17 protein-coding genes and 2 pseudogenes are annotated in these 16,589 nt (G+C 70.1%); 8 read left to right on the plus strand and 11 right to left on the minus strand.

Going from position 1 to position 16,589, the window contains the following annotated elements; all coding sequences use genetic code 11:
- Positions 1 to 2: 2 nt before the first annotated feature.
- The gene (locus ACWDAS_RS37665; RefSeq protein WP_450399969.1) at positions 3 to 1,052 is read right to left on the minus strand and encodes a zinc-binding dehydrogenase; all 1,050 of its coding nucleotides are present in this window, start codon (positions 1,050 to 1,052) and stop codon (positions 3 to 5) included.
- Positions 1,053 to 1,120: 68 nt separating this feature from the next.
- Here ACWDAS_RS37665 and ACWDAS_RS37670 point away from each other — a divergent pair, with 68 nt between their 5' ends.
- Positions 1,121 to 1,729: a TetR family transcriptional regulator gene (locus ACWDAS_RS37670; protein WP_450399970.1), complete on the plus strand. Its 609-nt coding sequence runs from the start codon at positions 1,121 to 1,123 to the stop codon at positions 1,727 to 1,729.
- A 665-nt stretch (positions 1,730 to 2,394) separates the two neighbouring features.
- Positions 2,395 to 2,574, plus strand: a complete 180-nt coding sequence (locus ACWDAS_RS37675; protein ID WP_450399972.1) for a hypothetical protein — start codon at positions 2,395 to 2,397, stop codon at positions 2,572 to 2,574.
- Between the two features lie 164 nt (positions 2,575 to 2,738).
- Here ACWDAS_RS37675 and ACWDAS_RS37680 read toward each other — a convergent pair whose 3' ends face one another.
- The 6 genes from ACWDAS_RS37680 to ACWDAS_RS37705 all read right to left on the minus strand — a co-directional run bounded on the left by ACWDAS_RS37680 (position 2,739) and on the right by ACWDAS_RS37705 (position 7,196).
- The gene (locus ACWDAS_RS37680) at positions 2,739 to 3,047 is read right to left on the minus strand and encodes an SCO5918 family protein (RefSeq protein ID WP_450399975.1); all 309 of its coding nucleotides are present in this window, start codon (positions 3,045 to 3,047) and stop codon (positions 2,739 to 2,741) included.
- Positions 3,048 to 3,095: 48 nt separating this feature from the next.
- The gene (locus ACWDAS_RS37685; RefSeq protein WP_450399978.1) at positions 3,096 to 3,500 is read right to left on the minus strand and encodes a CBS domain-containing protein; all 405 of its coding nucleotides are present in this window, start codon (positions 3,498 to 3,500) and stop codon (positions 3,096 to 3,098) included.
- A 46-nt stretch (positions 3,501 to 3,546) separates the two neighbouring features.
- Complete coding sequence (locus ACWDAS_RS37690) at positions 3,547 to 5,067, minus strand: DEAD/DEAH box helicase (RefSeq protein WP_450399980.1); 1,521 nt, start codon at positions 5,065 to 5,067, stop codon at positions 3,547 to 3,549.
- 312 nt (positions 5,068 to 5,379) lie between these two features.
- The gene (locus tag ACWDAS_RS37695) at positions 5,380 to 5,583 is read right to left on the minus strand and encodes a cold-shock protein (protein WP_450399983.1); all 204 of its coding nucleotides are present in this window, start codon (positions 5,581 to 5,583) and stop codon (positions 5,380 to 5,382) included.
- A 420-nt stretch (positions 5,584 to 6,003) separates the two neighbouring features.
- A complete protein-coding gene (trhA, locus tag ACWDAS_RS37700) occupies positions 6,004 to 6,807 on the minus strand; it encodes a PAQR family membrane homeostasis protein TrhA (protein WP_450399986.1) in 804 nt (267 codons plus the stop codon).
- Positions 6,808 to 6,869: 62 nt separating this feature from the next.
- Complete coding sequence (locus ACWDAS_RS37705; RefSeq protein ID WP_450399988.1) at positions 6,870 to 7,196, minus strand: helix-turn-helix domain-containing protein; 327 nt, start codon at positions 7,194 to 7,196, stop codon at positions 6,870 to 6,872.
- A 1,089-nt stretch (positions 7,197 to 8,285) separates the two neighbouring features.
- Between ACWDAS_RS37705 and ACWDAS_RS37710 the strand changes: the two genes are divergently transcribed.
- The 6 genes and pseudogenes from ACWDAS_RS37710 (at position 8,286) to ACWDAS_RS37735 (ending at position 12,111) form a co-directional block, all read left to right on the plus strand.
- Positions 8,286 to 9,917, plus strand: a complete 1,632-nt coding sequence (locus ACWDAS_RS37710; protein WP_450399991.1) for an ADP-ribosylglycohydrolase family protein — start codon at positions 8,286 to 8,288, stop codon at positions 9,915 to 9,917.
- Between the two features lie 91 nt (positions 9,918 to 10,008).
- A complete protein-coding gene (locus tag ACWDAS_RS37715) occupies positions 10,009 to 10,728 on the plus strand; it encodes an ADP-ribosylglycohydrolase family protein (RefSeq protein ID WP_450399994.1) in 720 nt (239 codons plus the stop codon).
- 170 nt (positions 10,729 to 10,898) lie between these two features.
- A complete protein-coding gene (locus ACWDAS_RS37720) occupies positions 10,899 to 11,150 on the plus strand; it encodes a hypothetical protein (RefSeq protein ID WP_450399996.1) in 252 nt (83 codons plus the stop codon).
- 49 nt (positions 11,151 to 11,199) lie between these two features.
- A pseudogene (locus ACWDAS_RS37725) lies at positions 11,200 to 11,571 on the plus strand (transposase); the annotation flags it as partial.
- A 209-nt stretch (positions 11,572 to 11,780) separates the two neighbouring features.
- A pseudogene (locus ACWDAS_RS37730) lies at positions 11,781 to 11,990 on the plus strand (transposase); the annotation flags it as partial.
- A gap of 1 nt (position 11,991) precedes the next feature.
- Positions 11,992 to 12,111, plus strand: coding sequence for a hypothetical protein (locus ACWDAS_RS37735; protein WP_450400036.1), 120 nt, complete (start codon positions 11,992 to 11,994; stop codon positions 12,109 to 12,111).
- A gap of 60 nt (positions 12,112 to 12,171) precedes the next feature.
- Here ACWDAS_RS37735 and ACWDAS_RS37740 read toward each other — a convergent pair whose 3' ends face one another.
- From ACWDAS_RS37740 to ACWDAS_RS37755, 4 genes are all read right to left on the minus strand, one after another.
- The gene (locus ACWDAS_RS37740) at positions 12,172 to 13,665 is read right to left on the minus strand and encodes a long-chain-fatty-acid--CoA ligase (protein WP_450399999.1); all 1,494 of its coding nucleotides are present in this window, start codon (positions 13,663 to 13,665) and stop codon (positions 12,172 to 12,174) included.
- 17 nt (positions 13,666 to 13,682) lie between these two features.
- Positions 13,683 to 15,389 carry an aldehyde dehydrogenase family protein gene (locus tag ACWDAS_RS37745; protein WP_450400001.1) on the minus strand — a complete coding sequence of 569 codons (1,707 nt, stop codon included), beginning with the start codon at positions 15,387 to 15,389 and terminating at the stop codon, positions 13,683 to 13,685.
- 47 nt (positions 15,390 to 15,436) lie between these two features.
- Positions 15,437 to 15,679, minus strand: coding sequence for a hypothetical protein (locus tag ACWDAS_RS37750; protein ID WP_450400003.1), 243 nt, complete (start codon positions 15,677 to 15,679; stop codon positions 15,437 to 15,439).
- Positions 15,680 to 15,868: 189 nt separating this feature from the next.
- Positions 15,869 to 16,483, minus strand: coding sequence for a maleylpyruvate isomerase family mycothiol-dependent enzyme (locus tag ACWDAS_RS37755; RefSeq protein ID WP_450400005.1), 615 nt, complete (start codon positions 16,481 to 16,483; stop codon positions 15,869 to 15,871).
- Between the last annotated feature and the right edge of the window lie 106 nt (positions 16,484 to 16,589).

Below are 16,589 nucleotides of genomic sequence, written 5' to 3' on the forward strand. Positions count from 1 at the left end.
GTTCAGGGTGCGGGGCTGGTGAGCAGGACGGTTCCGCTCTTGCCGGGGCGGCGGACATGGTCGATTGCCTCCGCGAAGTCGGCGAGGTCGTAGTCGGCGGCGACCTCGAAGAGTTCCGGGGCGGTCGCGGCCAGACGGGCGGCGAAGGCGACGTCCTTACCCCGTTCCCCGGGCGTGCGGGCGGCCGTCCACTGCAAGACGGACGTGCCCCGCACGGTCAGGGCCCGCGGGGTCAGTGCGAGCGACTCCAGCGGCGTGCTGCCGGAACCGAGCTGTCCGTAGGTGATCAGCGTGCCGCCGTCGGCGAGCAGCCCGGCCAGCTCACCGGTCAGGGATCCGCCCACCGCGTCCAGTACGACCTGGGCACCCCGGCCGCCGGTCGCGTCCTGGACCTGAGTGCGCCAGTTGGCGTCGGCCGTCGAGATGGCCGGCAGTGCGGGGAAGCGCTGCCGCAAGGCCTGCGCCCCCGTGGCGCTGCGCACCAGGTTGACCAGCGCGATGCCGTGCTTGAGTGCTGCGGCGCTGACCAGCTTTCCCACCGACGAACCGGCGGCCGTCTGCACCACCGCACCGGCCTGGCCGTGCTGGGCGTCCTCGACCGCCCGCAGCAAGGAGAGCAGGGTCAGCGGGTTGACCAGCATCAAAGCCGCGGTCTGATCGCTGACGTCCTCGGGCACCGGCACCACAAGATCGGCCGGCGCCGTGACCAGTTCGCCCCACGCGCCCGGCACCGGGAAGAACGCCACCCGCCGGCCGGGCCGCAGATCCTGCACACCCTCGCCGACGGTCTCGATGACGCCCATTCCCTCCACGCCGGGAATCCGTGGCGTGGCGAACCGCTGCCGCGGCCCACCCGCAAGGCCCTCCACTCCCGCCAGGTCGCCGGGGTGGACCGGCCGGGACAGCACCCGCACCCGCACCTGCCCGGCCGCGGGCGCAGCAGGGGCAGGCTGCTCGCTCAGGCGGAGTACCTGCCCGGCTTGGCCGTGCTGGTCGTAGGCGATGGCGCGCATGACGCTCCCCTTCCACGAATTATTAATGATGGGTGTCATTGAAGCTCCTGCTACGATGAGAGGCATCATTAAAAATGTCAAGTCGAGAGCGACGCGAGAGGACGGCCATGCCGCGGATCACCAAGGAGGACAAGGCCCGCAACCGGCAGAACATCCTCGAAGCGGCCAGCCGCATGTTCCGCTCGCAGGGCATCGACGCGGTCGGCATCGCCGAGTTGATGAAGGAAGCCGGACTCACCCACGGCGGCTTCTACAACCACTTCGCCTCCAAGAACGACCTGGCCGTGGAGGTGTGCGGCGCCTCCTACGCCGCCTCGCTCGCCGGCCTGGCCCGAAAGATCGAGGACGGTCCGGGCCAGGCCGGCTCCCCGCTGGAGCGGGTCGTGGCCGAGTACCTGTCCACCGCGCACCGTGACGCCCCGGACGGCGGCTGTCCCTCCGTCTCCCTGGCCACCGACGCCGGACGGCACAGCGGCGCCGTGCAGAGCGCGTACGCCGAAGGCGTCGAGGGTTACCTCACCGGCTTCGCCGCCGAGTTCCTGCGCGAAGCCCAGGAGCAGGGCCACGAGCTCGACCCGGCCGAGGCCCGCCACCAGGCCATCCGCCTGCTCAGCGAAATGGTCGGCGCGCTGATGCTCGCCCGCGCCGTACGCCACGTCGAACCCGAACTCTCCGACGAGATCCTGCACACCGGCCGCAGCCACGCCCTCCACTGATGCGACCCAGGGCCGCTGCGGGACGGGGAGCCGAGACGTTCACGACAAACGGCCCGGCCCCGACCGGCGCAGGAATGGACACGCTCCCCACAAGCCCGATCGGCCTGACCTGATCGAGGGCTCCACTCCCCCGCGCCGTCTTCGCCGAGCCCGATCGCGTCCGGGTCACGCAGCGGACGCAGGCCCCCGCACGGCACGAAGGCGTCGAAGCCGTAGCGACCCCGGACGATGAGGGTTGTCGCCAACGGCCGCAGCGATGTCCTCCACCGCCGAGCCCGGCCCCTGAGCACGGTTCACGGGATCCAATTGGACCGCGGCTGCGTCGGCAGTGCTCTGACCGGGGAGCTGGGCTGCGACAGCGCACCGCGTAGTTGCCGGTTCTCCACGGTCAGTTGGTTGACGGGATCTCCACCCTCTGCCGGGCAGCACACTCCCGCTCCTCCAACAGCCCCACCACCGACGGCATCTGGCACCCCACCCGAAGAGACGACACGACACGCCATCCCTCCCGCCGAAGCACCGATCTCATGCCTGACCAGTGGGAACGCAGCTACCGCCTTCGGAAAGACAACACCTTCTCAGCCCGGCAGAACCGCCAGAGAGGCCGCCAGCGCCCCACACGCAGGCCGACAAGTGGGCGATCAACCTTCGGCGCCGCGAGGCAGTTGCACACCCGCGAGGGAAGCCTCCAGGCGCCCCGCAAGCACGTAGAACGGCTCACCGAGCCCGACGGGACCGTGACCGAGGTCAAGCTGGACCAGTTCCTGGACAACGCCCGCCGCCGGGCCGACAAACTCACCCAGGAACGGCGGGCGGAACTCGACGCACCCGGCATGCGCCGGTAACCACCGCAGCGCGTGAAAGGCCGGGCCGGGACTCCGCACGGGGAGCCCCGGCCCGGCCTGTGCATGGGGTCGGGAACGGCCAGCTGACACCAGGCAGCCGACCCCGCCTGACTACAGACACAAGGCGGCACACGGCCGTGCAGCCGCTCGCGGGCGACCGTCGGTCAGACGGCCGCAGAGGCGCCGAGCATCGCGGAAGCCTGCTGGAGCGGGCTGAGGGCGCGCGTGGGTGCGGTCTGGGGAAGGCCGCGGCAGGTGAAGCCGAGCTGGGTCATGGCCCGGAGGACTTCGCCGGCGCTGAAATCGCGGCGGTCTTGGCGTGTGATGACCTGGCCGACCTGTTTGACGGGGTAGGTGCGGCGGCCGATGGTCACGGACTCGCCAGTGACCGGCTCGGGCTTGACGCCCGTCATGGATTTCAGGACGCCGCTCTTGGTGAGGTCGAACGGGAAGCGGGCGATGACACAGCGCATGATGCCTCACAGGGAGAAGAGGGGATGGTTCTGCCGCGGTGAGGCGGTTCAGCGGGCATGAGCGAGGACGCCGAGAGCGCTGCCTTGTTCGTCGACGACGGGCAGGGCATCGAGCCGGCGGTAGCGCATGGCGTGCTCGGCTTCGGCCATCGTGGTCACGGGCGACGTGAACGGCCCGCGGTCGCCGAGGATGTCGCGCAGCTGGACCCGGTCGGTGTAGGCGGAGCTGTCACGAACGGCGGTGAGCTGGGTCTGCGTGACCAGTCCGGTGCACAGGTCGTCGTTGTCGCAGATGAGCAGGTGCCCGACGCGGGCACTGGCCATGACGGACAGGGCCACCTCGACGGTCATGTCGTCACAGACCTGCGGTCCGGCGGTGTCCATGGCGTCGGCCACCGTCTTGTGCACGGGGGTGGCACTCGCCGAGCGGGGCTGCATCTGGATGAGCGTCAAAAGGTGCCTCCTGCAGAGATGGGTCAGTTTCCTGATCACGTGGTGCTCAGGCCGCCGCGTCAAAGGCGGACTGCCGCACGCTCACGCGGCGGGCACCCGAAGCGGGACTGCGTCGACCGCGGGAGGCCGCACTGCGCTTGCGCCGCTCGGGCGCCGACGCCGGCGCGGTGATGGTGACGGGGATGCCGGAGGGGGTCTGGGCGCCGGTGATCCGGTTGAGGGCTTCATCGCCGGAGCGGACCTGGGTGGTCTGGGGCACGATGCCGGCTGCGGCCATGAGGCGGGTCATGTCGCGGCGCTGGTTGGGGGTGACCAGGGTGACGACGCTGCCGGACTCGCCCGCGCGGGCGGTGCGGCCGCCGCGGTGGAGGTAGTCCTTGTGGTCGGTTGGCGGGTCCACGTTGACGACGAGGTCAAGGTTGTCGACGTGGATGCCGCGGGCCGCGACGTTCGTGGCGACCAGCACGGTGACGTGCCCGGTCTTGAACTGGGCGAGGGTGCGGGTGCGCTGCGGCTGTGACTTCCCGCCGTGCAGGGCTGCCGCCCGTACTCCGCTGTTGAGGAGGTCCTGGGTGAGCCGGTCCACGGCGCGCTTGGTGTCCAGGAACATGATCACCCGGCCCTCGCGCGCCGCGATCTGCGTCGTCATCCGGTGCTTGTCGGTGCCGTGCACGTGCAGGACGTGGTGTTCCATCGTGGTGACCGCGCCGGCGGACGGGTCGACGGAGTGGACGACGGGGTCGGTGAGGTAGCGGCGGACCAGGAGGTCGACGTTGCGGTCCAAGGTCGCGGAGAACAGCATGCGCTGGCCCTCGGGGCGTACCTGGTCCAGGAGTGCGGTGACCTGCGGCATGAAGCCCATGTCGGCCATCTGGTCGGCCTCGTCGAGGACGGTGATCGCGACCTGGTTCAGCCGGCATTCGCCGCGGTCGATGAGGTCCTTGAGGCGTCCGGGGGTGGCCACGACGACTTCGGTGCCACCCCGCAGCGCACCCGCCTGCTTGCCGATCGGCATCCCGCCGACGACGGTGGCCAGGCGCAGCTTCACCGCTCTGGCGTAGGGGGTGAGGGCATCGGTCACCTGCTGAGCAAGTTCCCGGGTGGGGACCAGAATCAGGGCCAGCGGCTGGCGGGGTTCGGCGCGCTGTCCGGCGGTTCGGGCCAGTAGGGCCAGGCCGAAGGCGAGGGTCTTGCCGGAGCCGGTCCGGCCGCGGCCCAGGACGTCGCGGCCCGCAAGGGTGTTCGGCAGGGTCGCGCCCTGGATCGGGAACGACACCGCCACGCCCTGCGCGGTGAGCGCGGCCAGCAGCTCCCGGGGCATGTCGAGGTCGGCGAACGCCTCGACGGCGGGCAGTGCGGGAGTGATCGTTTTCGGCAGGGCGAACTCGCCCTGGACGGCTGCGGGCCGGCGGCCATAGCCGCCCGAGCGGCTCGGACCCCCGGAACGGCTCGGGGCGGACGGACCGAAGCGGCTGCCCCGAACCGAACCAGCGGCGGAGCCGAAAGCGGGGCCGCCGGTGCGGCGGCGGGTGCGGGAGGAGCGGTCGTTCGTACGTGTGGGGTTCATTCAGAACCTTCCTTGATACGGCACGTATCAAGGAATTCCCGCAGCGGGAGAGCAGCGCGGGGAATCGCAAGAACGGGCCTAAATGGAATGCGAAAGCGCATCTGGCCTGCGGTACATCCAGTGCTGGGTGCAGGCGATGAAATCGGTGACTTCACGTGGGCGTGAATCCGGGACGTCGACGGGTGCAGCTCCGACGAGGCGCGCATCGGCGGGCGGGGATTGCCCCACAGGTGACACCACTGTGGGAAATGCCCGCAGCCGGTGCCCGCACCCCGAGGGATTCGGGCATCAGCTACAAAATGGGCGCCAGCGTCAGGCGGGAACGATGTTCTCGGCCGTCGGGCCCTTTGGGCTCTGCGCGATGTCGTAGGTGACCTTCTGGCCTTGGCACAGCTCACCAATGCCCGGGGCGGCAATGTTCGAGAAGTGGGCGAACACGTCAGCGCCGCCACTGTCCTGCTCGATGAAGCCGAAACCCTTTGCCGCGTTGAACCACTTCACGGTGCCAGACGCCATGTCAAATCTCCTTTGGGGCAGTACACCAGCATCCGCACTGCACGGACACCGTGTCGCCGCGATGACGCCCCGTCCGGAAAATGACCGGCGTATAAAACGCCTCCAGTGGCCGAAAATACTCACGGAGGCGCTTGAAGTTTTGGGAACCGCGACTGCAACTGAGGTCGACAGTAGCATGCCGTATCGGCCCGCGTACGCTGAATAACTTCACTCTGTTCATTGCGGGTAAAACTCTCCCCGCGCCACGCGCTGAATCCTCGCCTCGCGGTCATAGATACTGACCTGCCGGGAGCGCGGAGTTAAGGACGATGGTTGCCGTTCGCCACTCGAAGGATCTTGCCTGCCGTGCCCCCGATCAACCCCCGACCTCGGGTGGCTGAGCACGGGAGGAGGGGTTGGGGCTGGGCCTCGCCGAGGCAGTCATGTGACTGCCAGGACGATGGCGGTGTAGTGCGCGGTGAAGGCGGCGATGGTAAGGGCGTGGAAGACCTCGTGGAAGCCGAACCAGGCCGGTGAAGGGTCAGGGCGCTTGAGTCCGTACACGACGGCGCCCGCGGTGTAGAGCAGGCCACCGGCGATGACGAGTACGACCATCGCGGTGCCGCCGGTGTGCGCGAAGTCGGGCAGGTAGAAGACGGCCACCCAGCCCAGCACGAGGTAGCACGGGGTGTACAGCCACCGGGGAGCCCCGATCCACAGCATGCGGAAGGCGATGCCGGCCAAGGCGCCTGCCCACACCACGGCCAGCAGCACCAGCTGCTGGGCTGTGGGCAGCAGCAGTACCGCCAACGGGGTGTACGTGCCGGCGATGATCAGGAAGATGTTCGCGTGGTCCAGCCGGCGCAGGACCGCCTCCCCACGGGGCCCCCAGGTTCCGCGGTGGTAGACCGCGCTGGTAGCGAACAGCAGGCAGGCCGACAGCGCGTACACCGAGCAGGCCGCCACTGCCGCGTCCGAGCGCGAAACGGCGATCAGGACGATGCCGCCGACCAGAGCGAGGGGGAACACGCCGGCGTGCAGCCAGCCGCGCATCCTCGGCTTCAGCGCAGCCGCCGCGCGCTCCATCCCGCCTTCCAGGCCGGCGGTGCTCTGCCCGGCAGTCAGCCGGCCGGTTGCACCAACAGGCGCTTCAACTGCGGGCGTACGCAGGGCGTCTGGCGTTGCGCCGGGGCGAGGCTGGAACTCCCGCCCGCGTGCCGGCGGCTGAGTATCTTCGGCGATCATGCGCTCATATTCTGGAATCGGCGGAAGAATGCGCGGCCCGGCACGTCGCCCCGGACTGCGGGTCAGGTGTCGGGCCCGGACGCGGCGCGGCGGTATTCGGCGTTGATGCGCTGCGCTTCTGCGAGCTGGTCTTCGAGGATGACGATGCGGCAGGCGGCCTCGATGGGCATCCCCTGGTCGACAAGTTCCCGGGCGCGGGCCGCGATGCGCAACTGGTAGCGGGAGTAGCGGCGATGTCCGCCCTCGGAGCGGAGCGGGGTGATCAGGCGGGCTTCGCCGATGGCGCGCAGGAAACCCTGGGTGGTGCCGAGCATCTCGGCAGCCCGGCCCATCGTGTAGGCGGGGTAGTCGTCGTCGTCAAGCCGGCTGAACGAGTCGTCTGCTGTCATTGCACCTCTCTATGAAACGCGCTGAGGGGCCCTGGTGCCGTATGGCACCAGGGCCCCGAAGGAACTGCTACACCATCTGCCGGCCCTGAAACTACGCCGGCCCTCTGTTTCCGCCCACCCGACCGGAATGCTGCCGGGGATGCGGGGATCGCGGATGCGTGACCGGAGACCACCTCACTATCGATGTCCTGCGGTACCCGGGCTCACGACTTCCGCCCGGGCGATCCTGATGGCGCTCGGCTCCTCCGTTCTTCCCTCGGGAATCCATCACTTACCTACTGCGGGTACTGCTCTCCTGCGAACTGCTGGTGATGCGAACTGCTCAGTGACCTACCACAGCGTCACCGTCCGGCAGCCAGCCCCGTCGCCCGTCCTGCATCTGCTCCGGCTTGGAACCCCACTGCCGAACCTCCCGGCGCGCGCGCCCGCAGCCGACGCCTTCACCGAGGTACTGCTCACTGACTTCACTGCTGAGTACTGCGCACTCCACTTACAGGTACCGCTCACGGCGGCCCCTGATCACTGCGGGCCACCCGGTCCGGCCGTCAGTCCCGTCGCCGTCCTGCAACCGCTCTGGCTTCGGAACTCCACCACCGCACCGTCCTGCATACTGCAACTAGCTGTACTGCGCATACTGCTGACCGGCAGTTCATCTCTGCCAGGCCCTCTGGTCCCTCTGGGCTACGAGAGAAACAATAACCACACCACCGCCCAATGTCTACTCCAGCCAACACAGATTTTTGGGCGCTGGACGGCGAGGTAATCGACCTCGACAGCGGCGTGGACACCCTCGGGCCGACCGTTGCGCCACTCACCGCCGGTCCGAGGATTGACCTCAACGCGTCTGCACGCATCACCGTTGCTGAACCCAAGCCCCATAAGCCGGAAGCATTCCTCCCCATTGCGTCTTCTTGACGATAAGTGGGATGGCGTGCCAAGCTGACGCAGCGTCTCCCCCGCGATCACTCGATCAACTTTCTCCCCCGTGCCTGCACCGTTCCAGTCGCTTCCGGCCGGGGCCGCTGCTGCCTGGTATCACCGCCCGTCCGGCCCGCCCGCCGCGTGCCGCCGCACTGTATGGAGGCACCAATGGCCCGCATACCGAACCCTCGCCTTGGCGCGAAGGGCACTGACCGGGCTGCCGGGGTACTGCTCGGCGCGGCGGTGGGTGACGCGTTGGGTGTGCCGTACGAGTTCCAGCCGACGCTGCGGGAGGATCAGCAGCCGCGGATGGTCGGTGGCGGCCTGGGGCCGTATGAGCCCGGCGAGTATTCCGACGACACCCAGATGCAGGTCTGTATCGCCCAGGTCGCGGCAACCGGAGCGGATCTGCGCAGCCCCGAGGCGCTGGACGCGATCGCCGCCAACTTCCAGGGCTGGCTGAGCGAAGGCGCCAGCGACGTCGGCAACCAGACCAGCGTGATCTTGAGCATCGCCGCCCGTGCACCCGGGTCGGCGGGCACGGCGATGCGGGAGGCCGCCCGGGAGTACACCGCCGGCAACGTCCGCAGCGCGGGGAACGGCTCGTTGATGCGGACCGGGATCGTGGCGCTTGCCTATCTCGGTGACGCTGCGGCGATGGCCGAGGCGGCCAGGGCCGTCAGCGCGCTCACCCACCCGGACCCCGACTGTGCCGACGCCTGCGTGCTGTGGTGCTCCGGCATCCGCACCGCGGTGCTGCACGGAACCTTCGACGGCGTACGCGAAGGCCTCGACCTCCTGCCCGCCGAACGCCGGGAGACGTGGGCGAAGCGGCTGGACGAGGCGGAGGCCCACCCGCCGCACCACTTCACCAACAACGGCTGGGTTATCCACGCGCTGCAGGCTGCCTGGTCGGCCATCACCCGCACCGCCGTGCCCGAGTTGAAGCCCGCCGAGGGCAGCTTCCCCGCCCAGCATCTGCGTCTGGCGTTGGAGGCGGCGGTACGGGCCGGGACGGATACCGACACCGTCGCGGCGATCGCCGGCGCCCTGCTCGGCGCACGCTGGGGCTGCTCCGGCATCCCGCTGGAGTGGCAGCAGGCCGTCAACGGCTGGCCCGGCCTGTCCGCGCCGGATCTGGTCCGGCTGGCGGTGCTCACCGCCCAGGAGGGGGTCGGCGACGGCGCCGGCTGGCCCTCCGCGCCCCGCATGTCGGTCTCGTCCCACACCCCCCATGGCTTCGCCATTCCCCACCCGCACGACGCCGGGGTGGTGCTGGGCAACCTGGCCCTGGCCCAGGGCACCGAGCCGGTCGGAGTCGACGCCGTGGTGTCGCTGTGCCGCATCGGAACGGAGCCGATCCTGCTCGGTGCCGATGTCGAGCATGCGCGCGTCTGGCTGGTGGACAGCCCGGGAGCCAACCCCAACCTCCACTACGCCCTGGACCAGGCCGCCCGTCAGGTGCTGCGGCTGCGCCAAGAGGGCAAGCGCGTCCTGCTCCACTGCTTCGCCGGGCAGAGCCGCACCCCGGCCGTCGCCGCCGTCTACAGCCACCTGGCCACCGGCACCGACCCCACGACCGCACTCAAAGACCTGCGCGCGGTACTGGTGCACGGCTGGCAACTGTCAGCGCACCCCGAGCTCCACAACGCGGTGCACGAGCTGACCACCCCAGCAGGCCCCGAAAGAGCGCCGACCGGACCCACCCCGCAGTCCGACCAGGCGGGCAAGGTCGACGGGGCCACGAGAACGAGCGGCGTCACCTTGGAGAGCACAGCCGCAGTCGCAGCGCCCGAATAGGCACGGCGACGCAAAGGCGTACGGACACTCCTGCGGAATCAGGGGACCGACCCGCGCAGCGACGCCGCGGCCCGAGGAGCCCTCGCAGGAGGTGGACCACGAGCGTGACGCCAGCCGGCAGCAGCGGGAGTTCGTGAAGGAGAACGGGGCGGCCTCCCCGGTACGCGGGCTGCTGCTCGGGCTGGCCCTGGGCGACACGCTGGGCGCCGCCCGGGGCAAGCTGCCGGCCAACGGACCGCTGCGGGCCGGAGTCAGCACCCAGCTGGCCTGCTTCACCGCCGAGGGCACGATTCGCGCTGCCGTGCGCGGCGACCACAAGGACATCTGTCATCCCCCGTCGGTGGTATGGCACGCCTACTGCCGGTGGGCCGCCCTGCAGGCCATCGAGGCCGAGCAGATGCGGCGCCGCTGGACGTCCGGCACAGACAAGGCGTGGCCTGACGGCTGGCTCGCCCAGGTGCCGATGCTGGCCGAACGGCGCGGTTCGGCGCCGGCAACCGTGACCGCCCTGTCCAAGATCGAGCAGGACAGCCGGGAAACGCCAACGACGACCAGCCACGGCTGCCACGCACTCACCCGCACCCTCCCCACCGCCGTCATCGGCGCCGCACACGGCCCACAGCAGGCCGCCGACTTCGCCCGCGAAGTCGCCGCCCTCACCCACGGCGACCCCGCCGCCCACTCCGCAGCAGCCCATGCAGCCGTGCTGCTCCACCACTGCCTGACCCACGGCCCCACGACGCAGGCCAGCCTGTCCGGCAGGCAGTCGCCAGTGCAGCAAGCCGTTCCAGCGCCTGTGCGCCCTTCCTGATACCGACCCCGGCCAGCGAGGAATCCGACTGGCTGAACGCGGCACTTGGGCAGGCTGAAGATCACCCCGCAGACACGGGGCGGCTCGCGAAGCTCGCACCAGACGCCACTGCCCCCTCGGGCCTGCTCGGTGGCCTGTATGTCGCGGCCTCCTTCCCCGACCGAGACCAGGTGGCCGCCACACTGCGCTTCGCCGCCACAGCGCCGGACGGCGACTCGGTCGCCTGCATGACCGGCGCGCTCCTCGGGGCGGCGCACGGCGCCCAGGCGCTGCCCGTCGACCTGGTCAGCCGTCACGAACTGGCCTGGGTCCTGGACACCCTGGCACGCGACCTCGTCGCCCAGTTCAGCGATTCCCCCAGCGGCAGCGAGTATGTGCCGGGCTGGGACCCGCACCGGTGGGACCGCTACCCCGGCTGGTAACCCGCCGGGCTGGGATATCCCGGCCCTCGGCAAGGAACTGGGTACGCGCGACGCGCGAATGAAGTCCCGCCTGACCGTGAACGCCCTGAACAACGCCGTAGCCCGTCAGGAAAGCGTTGCCGGGTGCATACTGCACACCGATCGCGGGTCGCAGTTCCGGTCACGGAAATTCGTTCGCGCGCTCGAGGGCCACGGGATGGCCGGTTCGATAGGAAGGGTCGGGACGGCAGGCGACAACGCGGCGATGGAGTCGTTCTTCAGCCTGCTGCAGAAGAGCGTCCTCGACCGCCGTTCGTGGGACACCCGTCAGGACCTGCGGATCGCGATCGTGACCTGGATCGAGAGGACCTACCACCGACGCCGCCGACAAGCCTCGCTCGGCCGGCTGACCCCCGTCGAATTCGAAACCGTCATGACCACACCGGCCCCCAGGTCGCGTGACCGAACCTGTCACCCACACCTGCAGCAGACCCTTCTGCGCGTACTCGATGTGCTTGGCCAGCTCGGGCCACGGTCCGGTCTTGCTGTAGGACAGGACCGGTATGTAGCCGGGATTCACGCAGCCAAACTGCCGGGGCGCGCCAGGCAGGGCGTTGTCGCATCGCACATCGGGAGTGCCCAGCCGAGGACCTGCAGCTCACCGGTGCCGGCGGGTTGTTGCAGGTGCTGACCAAGCGGGTGCCGGAGTCCGCCCTGGAGGGTGAGCTCACTGATCACCTCGGCTGTGAGAAGCATGATGCGGCCGGGAAGAACGGTGGCAACTCCCGCAACGGGAAGAGGTCCGAGACCGTGCTGACCAATGTGGGCCCGGTTGAGATAGCCGTGCCCCGGGATGGAGCGGCTGCAGCACTTGGTGCTGCGTGGCGGGATCGGCCTGGAGACCTACTGGATCGCCTGGATGGACGTGGTCATCGCCGAGCTCACCGCAGCCCGCCGGCCCACCGACCTGGCGGGCCCCTGACCTCGACATGACGATCGGGCGGTACCGAGTGCTCGCACTCGGTACCGCCCGACGGCTGCGTCAGACTCCTGGCGCCGGGGCGGCAGTGATCTCCCGCTTGAGGATCTTGCCGGTGGGACCCTTGGGCAGGGCGTCGACCAGCCAGACCTCGCGCGGGTACTTATAAGCGGCAACCCGCTCCCGAACGAAGTCCCGGAGCTCCTCGGCGCCGGTGTCCGCGTCCGGGCGCAGGGCGACGGCCGCGGCGACCTCCTCGCCGAGGGCCGGGTGCGGGACGCCGATGACGGCGGTCTCCGCGACGGCGGGATGCTCGTACAGGACCTCCTCGATCTCGCGCGGGTAGACGTTGTAGCCGCCGCGGATGATCAGGTCCTTCTTGCGGTCGACGATGTAGTAGTAACCGTCGTCGTCGACCCGGGCCAGGTCACCGGTGCGCAGCCACCCGTCCACGATGGTCTCCGCGGTCGCGGCGGGACATTCCCAGTAGCCGGCCATCACGTTGTGGCCGCGCACGCACAGTTCACCCACGCCGTCCTCGGGGTCGAGCAGGCACATCTCGACGCCCTCGATCGGGGTGCCGACGGAGCCCGGCTTGCGAGGCCGGTCCGGGTGGTTGAACGAGGCCACCGGGGAGGTCTCGGACATGCCGAAGCCCTCCAGGATCGGGCAGCCGAAGGCGGTCTCGAAGGCATGCAGGACCTCCACCGGGAGGGAGGCGCCGCCGGAGGCGCACAGGCGCAGCGAGCTCGTGTCGTGCCGCGCGGGGTCGTTCAGCCGCTCGGCGAGCATCGCGGCGTACATGGTCGGCACGCCCTCGAAGATCGTGACCCGTCGTTCTGCGATCGTGCGCAGGGCCTGGGCGGGGTCGAAGCGGGCGAGGAGCGTGAGCCGGGCGCCGGCGCTGACGGCGGCGTTCATGGCGCAGGCCTGCCCGAAGGCGTGGAACAGCGGCAGGCAGCCCATGACGACGTCGTCCGGGGTCATCCGCATGAGGGTGCGTGCGGTGATCTCGGCGTTGCGTGCCAGGTTGGCGTGGGTGAGCATCGCGCCCTTGGGTACGCCGGTGGTGCCGGAGGTGTAGAGGATGACGGCCAGGTCGTCGCCGTCCAGAGCCGGTGCCGGTGCCGGTACCGGTGACGGATGCCCGGCGAGCAGCTCCTCGAGTCCACCGGGGGCGAGGGGGACGACGGCCGTCGCGGTGCCTTCGGCGCCGGCCCGCGCCTGGTCGGCGACGTCCTGGAGGACGAAGAACACCTCCATGCCGGAGTCGCGTACGTAGTGGGAGATCTCGCGCGGCTTGAGCAGCGGGTTCATCGGAACGACGACGGCTCCGGCGCGCAGGATGCCGTAGTACAGGGCGGGGAACTCCGTCAGGTTCGGCAGCATCAGCCCCACGCGGTCGCCGGGACGCACGGCGTCCGCGGCAAGGTGGGCGGCGACACGACCGGCGAGGGCGTCCAGCTCGGCGTAGGTGAGGGCGTGGTCGCCGAGTTCGACCGCGACGCGGTCGCCGTGGGCCTGGGCCGCGCGGGCGAGGAAGTCGGTGAGATGCAAGGGGGGGCCGTTTCTGGTCAGCCGCGGAGCGCGGAGGCGAAGAGGGCGGGCAGTCGGGTGATGCCGGGCGCAGCAGTGAAGCGGGCGACGCGTTCGAGGGTGGTGCGGCCGGTGCGGTTGGTGGCGAAGTACGGGGGGCGGGGCGAGAGCGACGGCGAGCCGGCGAACAGGCCGCGCGGCGTGGGTGCGAAGGGGGCGCGGACCACGGTCTTCTCGATGTCCTCGAGCATGAAGGCGTTGTTGACGAAGCCGATGCCGCTGCCGATGGCCTGCCGGGTGTGGCCGGGGTGGGCGCCCCAGGGGGTGTAGCCGAGCAGGAAGCCGACGGCGGACCAGCAGTTGACGCCGAGGGTGCCGTAGCGCAGGTCCGCGACGGCCTGCTCCATGGCTGAGGGGTGGGCTTTCTCGGTCCTGGGGTGGACGATCAGGGTGGCGCCCAGGGTGCCGGGGAGGGTGTCGTTGGCGAAGTCCACGGCGTGGCGCAGGAACTCGGCCGGCGTGTCGCCGGGCAGGCGTACCACGCCGAGGGCGCTGGCGAAGACCTCGCCGGTGAGCAGCACGTCGTCGTGGTCGGTGATGTCCGGGACCAGGAGGCGGCAGCCGTCGGCGTGGCTCTCGGCGTCCGGGTGCGCCGTGAGCACGGCGGCCAGCCGCTGGTCGGCGCCGGGGTAGTAGTCGGTGCGGGCGGGCAGTTCCCGCAGCAAACGCCGGATCTCCTCCAGCAGCCGCTCGGTGCCGTCCCAGGAGCGGGGCAGCACCAGCACCTGGCTGGCGATGCAGTTGTGGCCGGAGTTGTTCATCTTGCTGGTGACGATGTGCTCGGCCTGGAACCGGAAGTCCGCCGCGCTCCACTGGCCCGGTACCACGATGCAGGGGCTGACGCCGCCGAGTTCGCTGGTGAACGGCTTGTCGACCAGCGGGGTGTCGTCGCGGCGGCGCTGCCCGGCCCGCTCGTCGGTTCCCCACACGATGGCGTCGTGGGTGCGGTCGCTGCCGGTGACGTGGATGGTGTCCACCCCGTCGTGGGCGGTGAGGTACGCGCCTTCGGCGGGGCCGCCGTCGACGAAGCGCACCCAGCCGCGCTCGTTGAACTCGGCGAAGATCCGCTCGAAGTGGGGGCGGAGGTAGGCGTTGACCGGGTTCATCTTGGCGATGACGACCTGGCCCTCGCTGTACAGCTTGTGCAGGATGTCGGTCGCGGTCAGGGCGGCGACGTTGCCCGCGCCGAGCACCAGTGCCACTGCGGCGGGCTGCGCGTCGCCGCGGTACGGCCTGGCCGCTCGGCTGCGTACCTGCTCGGCGGTGGTGCCGGGCCGCATGTGGACCTGGGCGGAGTAGCCGCTCAGCAGCAGGCGGTCCCAGGCGGTGGCGGGGAAGACGTCCACGAGGGTGCGGTCGCCGTGCTCGTGGACCGCCGCGGCGGGCAGCGGGTCGCGGCCGGCGGCGATCCGCCGCAGCACATCGAGGCGGGCGCTGACGTTCTGGGCCAGCGCCCAGGGGCCGCCGGCCCAGTCCTCGGAGGCCCAGGGTGAGTCGGGGGTGTATCCCTTGGCGGCGGCAGCGGCGGCGGCCATGTCGGATGCGACGTCGCTGATCCGCGGCAGGAGCCGCTCCAGCAGGCCGATCCGCTCGGCGAGCGGCGCATCGGCCCACGACTGGGCGTTCGCATGCAGTTCGCTCAGGACGCGGTCGAGGGCGGCGGTGTCGAAGGGCGTGCTGTTCACGTCACTCCTTGGCGATGGCGGACAGGTGAGGTGGAAACGGGGGCGGGTCACTCGGCCAGACCGCGCGCGTCGCGGGCCGGGTCGACCAGGGCGACGGCGGCGGTACCGCCGAGCGGGAACAGAGCTCCGGTGAGCTGCACGGGGTGCCCGTAGCCGGCCGTGCCCTGGGTGTCGGCCAGGTGGCCGGTCAGCATCAGCGCGATCAGTCCGGCGGTGGTCACCACCACGTTCATCAGGCCCAGCGCGCCGCCACGGCACCGACTGGGCGCGAGTTCCGCGACTGTGGTCACCGCGACGCTCCCCATCAACCCGGCGAGCCCGAACCCCAGCAGCAGGACCACGGTGGCGGAGCCGTGCGGGGATCCCGGCAGGGCCAGGCAGGCCGGCAGGCAGACGATCAGCGTGATGCCGCCGGCACGGGCAAGCCCAGCGGCTGCTCACCCCGCGGCGCAGCAACCAGCCGGACACGTGTCGCTGACCTACTCGAAAGTGAGCTCGTTGGCGACGCTCTCGCGCCCAGCAAGCCACATGCTCAGTGCTTCGGTTGTGCCGTGAACCAGCTGGCCGCGGCCGCGCGGTCTGCCACCCGGTGTGGTGGGGACGACGCGGTAGCGGGTGAGCTTGCGACCGAACGGCCAACTCCAGATGACTCCTTCACGGAACAAGGCGCGGGCGACCGTCTCGGGGATCTCCCGGTTGCGACCCAGGCCTCGCAGGACATCCTGGTGATGCATGGCCATGTCTCCTGTAAGCAGCCATGCCATGGCCTGCGCCGGACCGGAGGGATTCGTGGCGGCCTTCCACCCGAGGGCGGTCAGGTCCTCACGGCTCAGCGTCCTGCCGTGCGCAACCATCCGTGCGTTTCCCCGGTTCACCGTCAGTGTCGAGGGCCGGAAATAATGGGATGCCATCCTGTCCAGACCGACCACGTGCGCCAGGACGTCCCGCGGGGCCCAATGCGCGCAAAGAGTTGTCGCGTTGTCAAATTCACCGTCGGTCAGCTCGCTTATGGTCTCCATGAAGCGAGTTCGTTCCCGACGGAGTTCTGAGTGCCATGCGGTAGACACAGCCTGCGGTTCCTTCCGTGGATGCATCCACTCCGCAACCACGGGCTGGACCCGTGCGGTTCGAAGCGGTGACTTTTGCAGTGCATGGGCGGCAGACGGCAGTCCCACTCGCCTGTCCCGCCGGTTTTGTGGC

The organism is Streptomyces sp. NPDC001070, assembly GCF_053598835.1.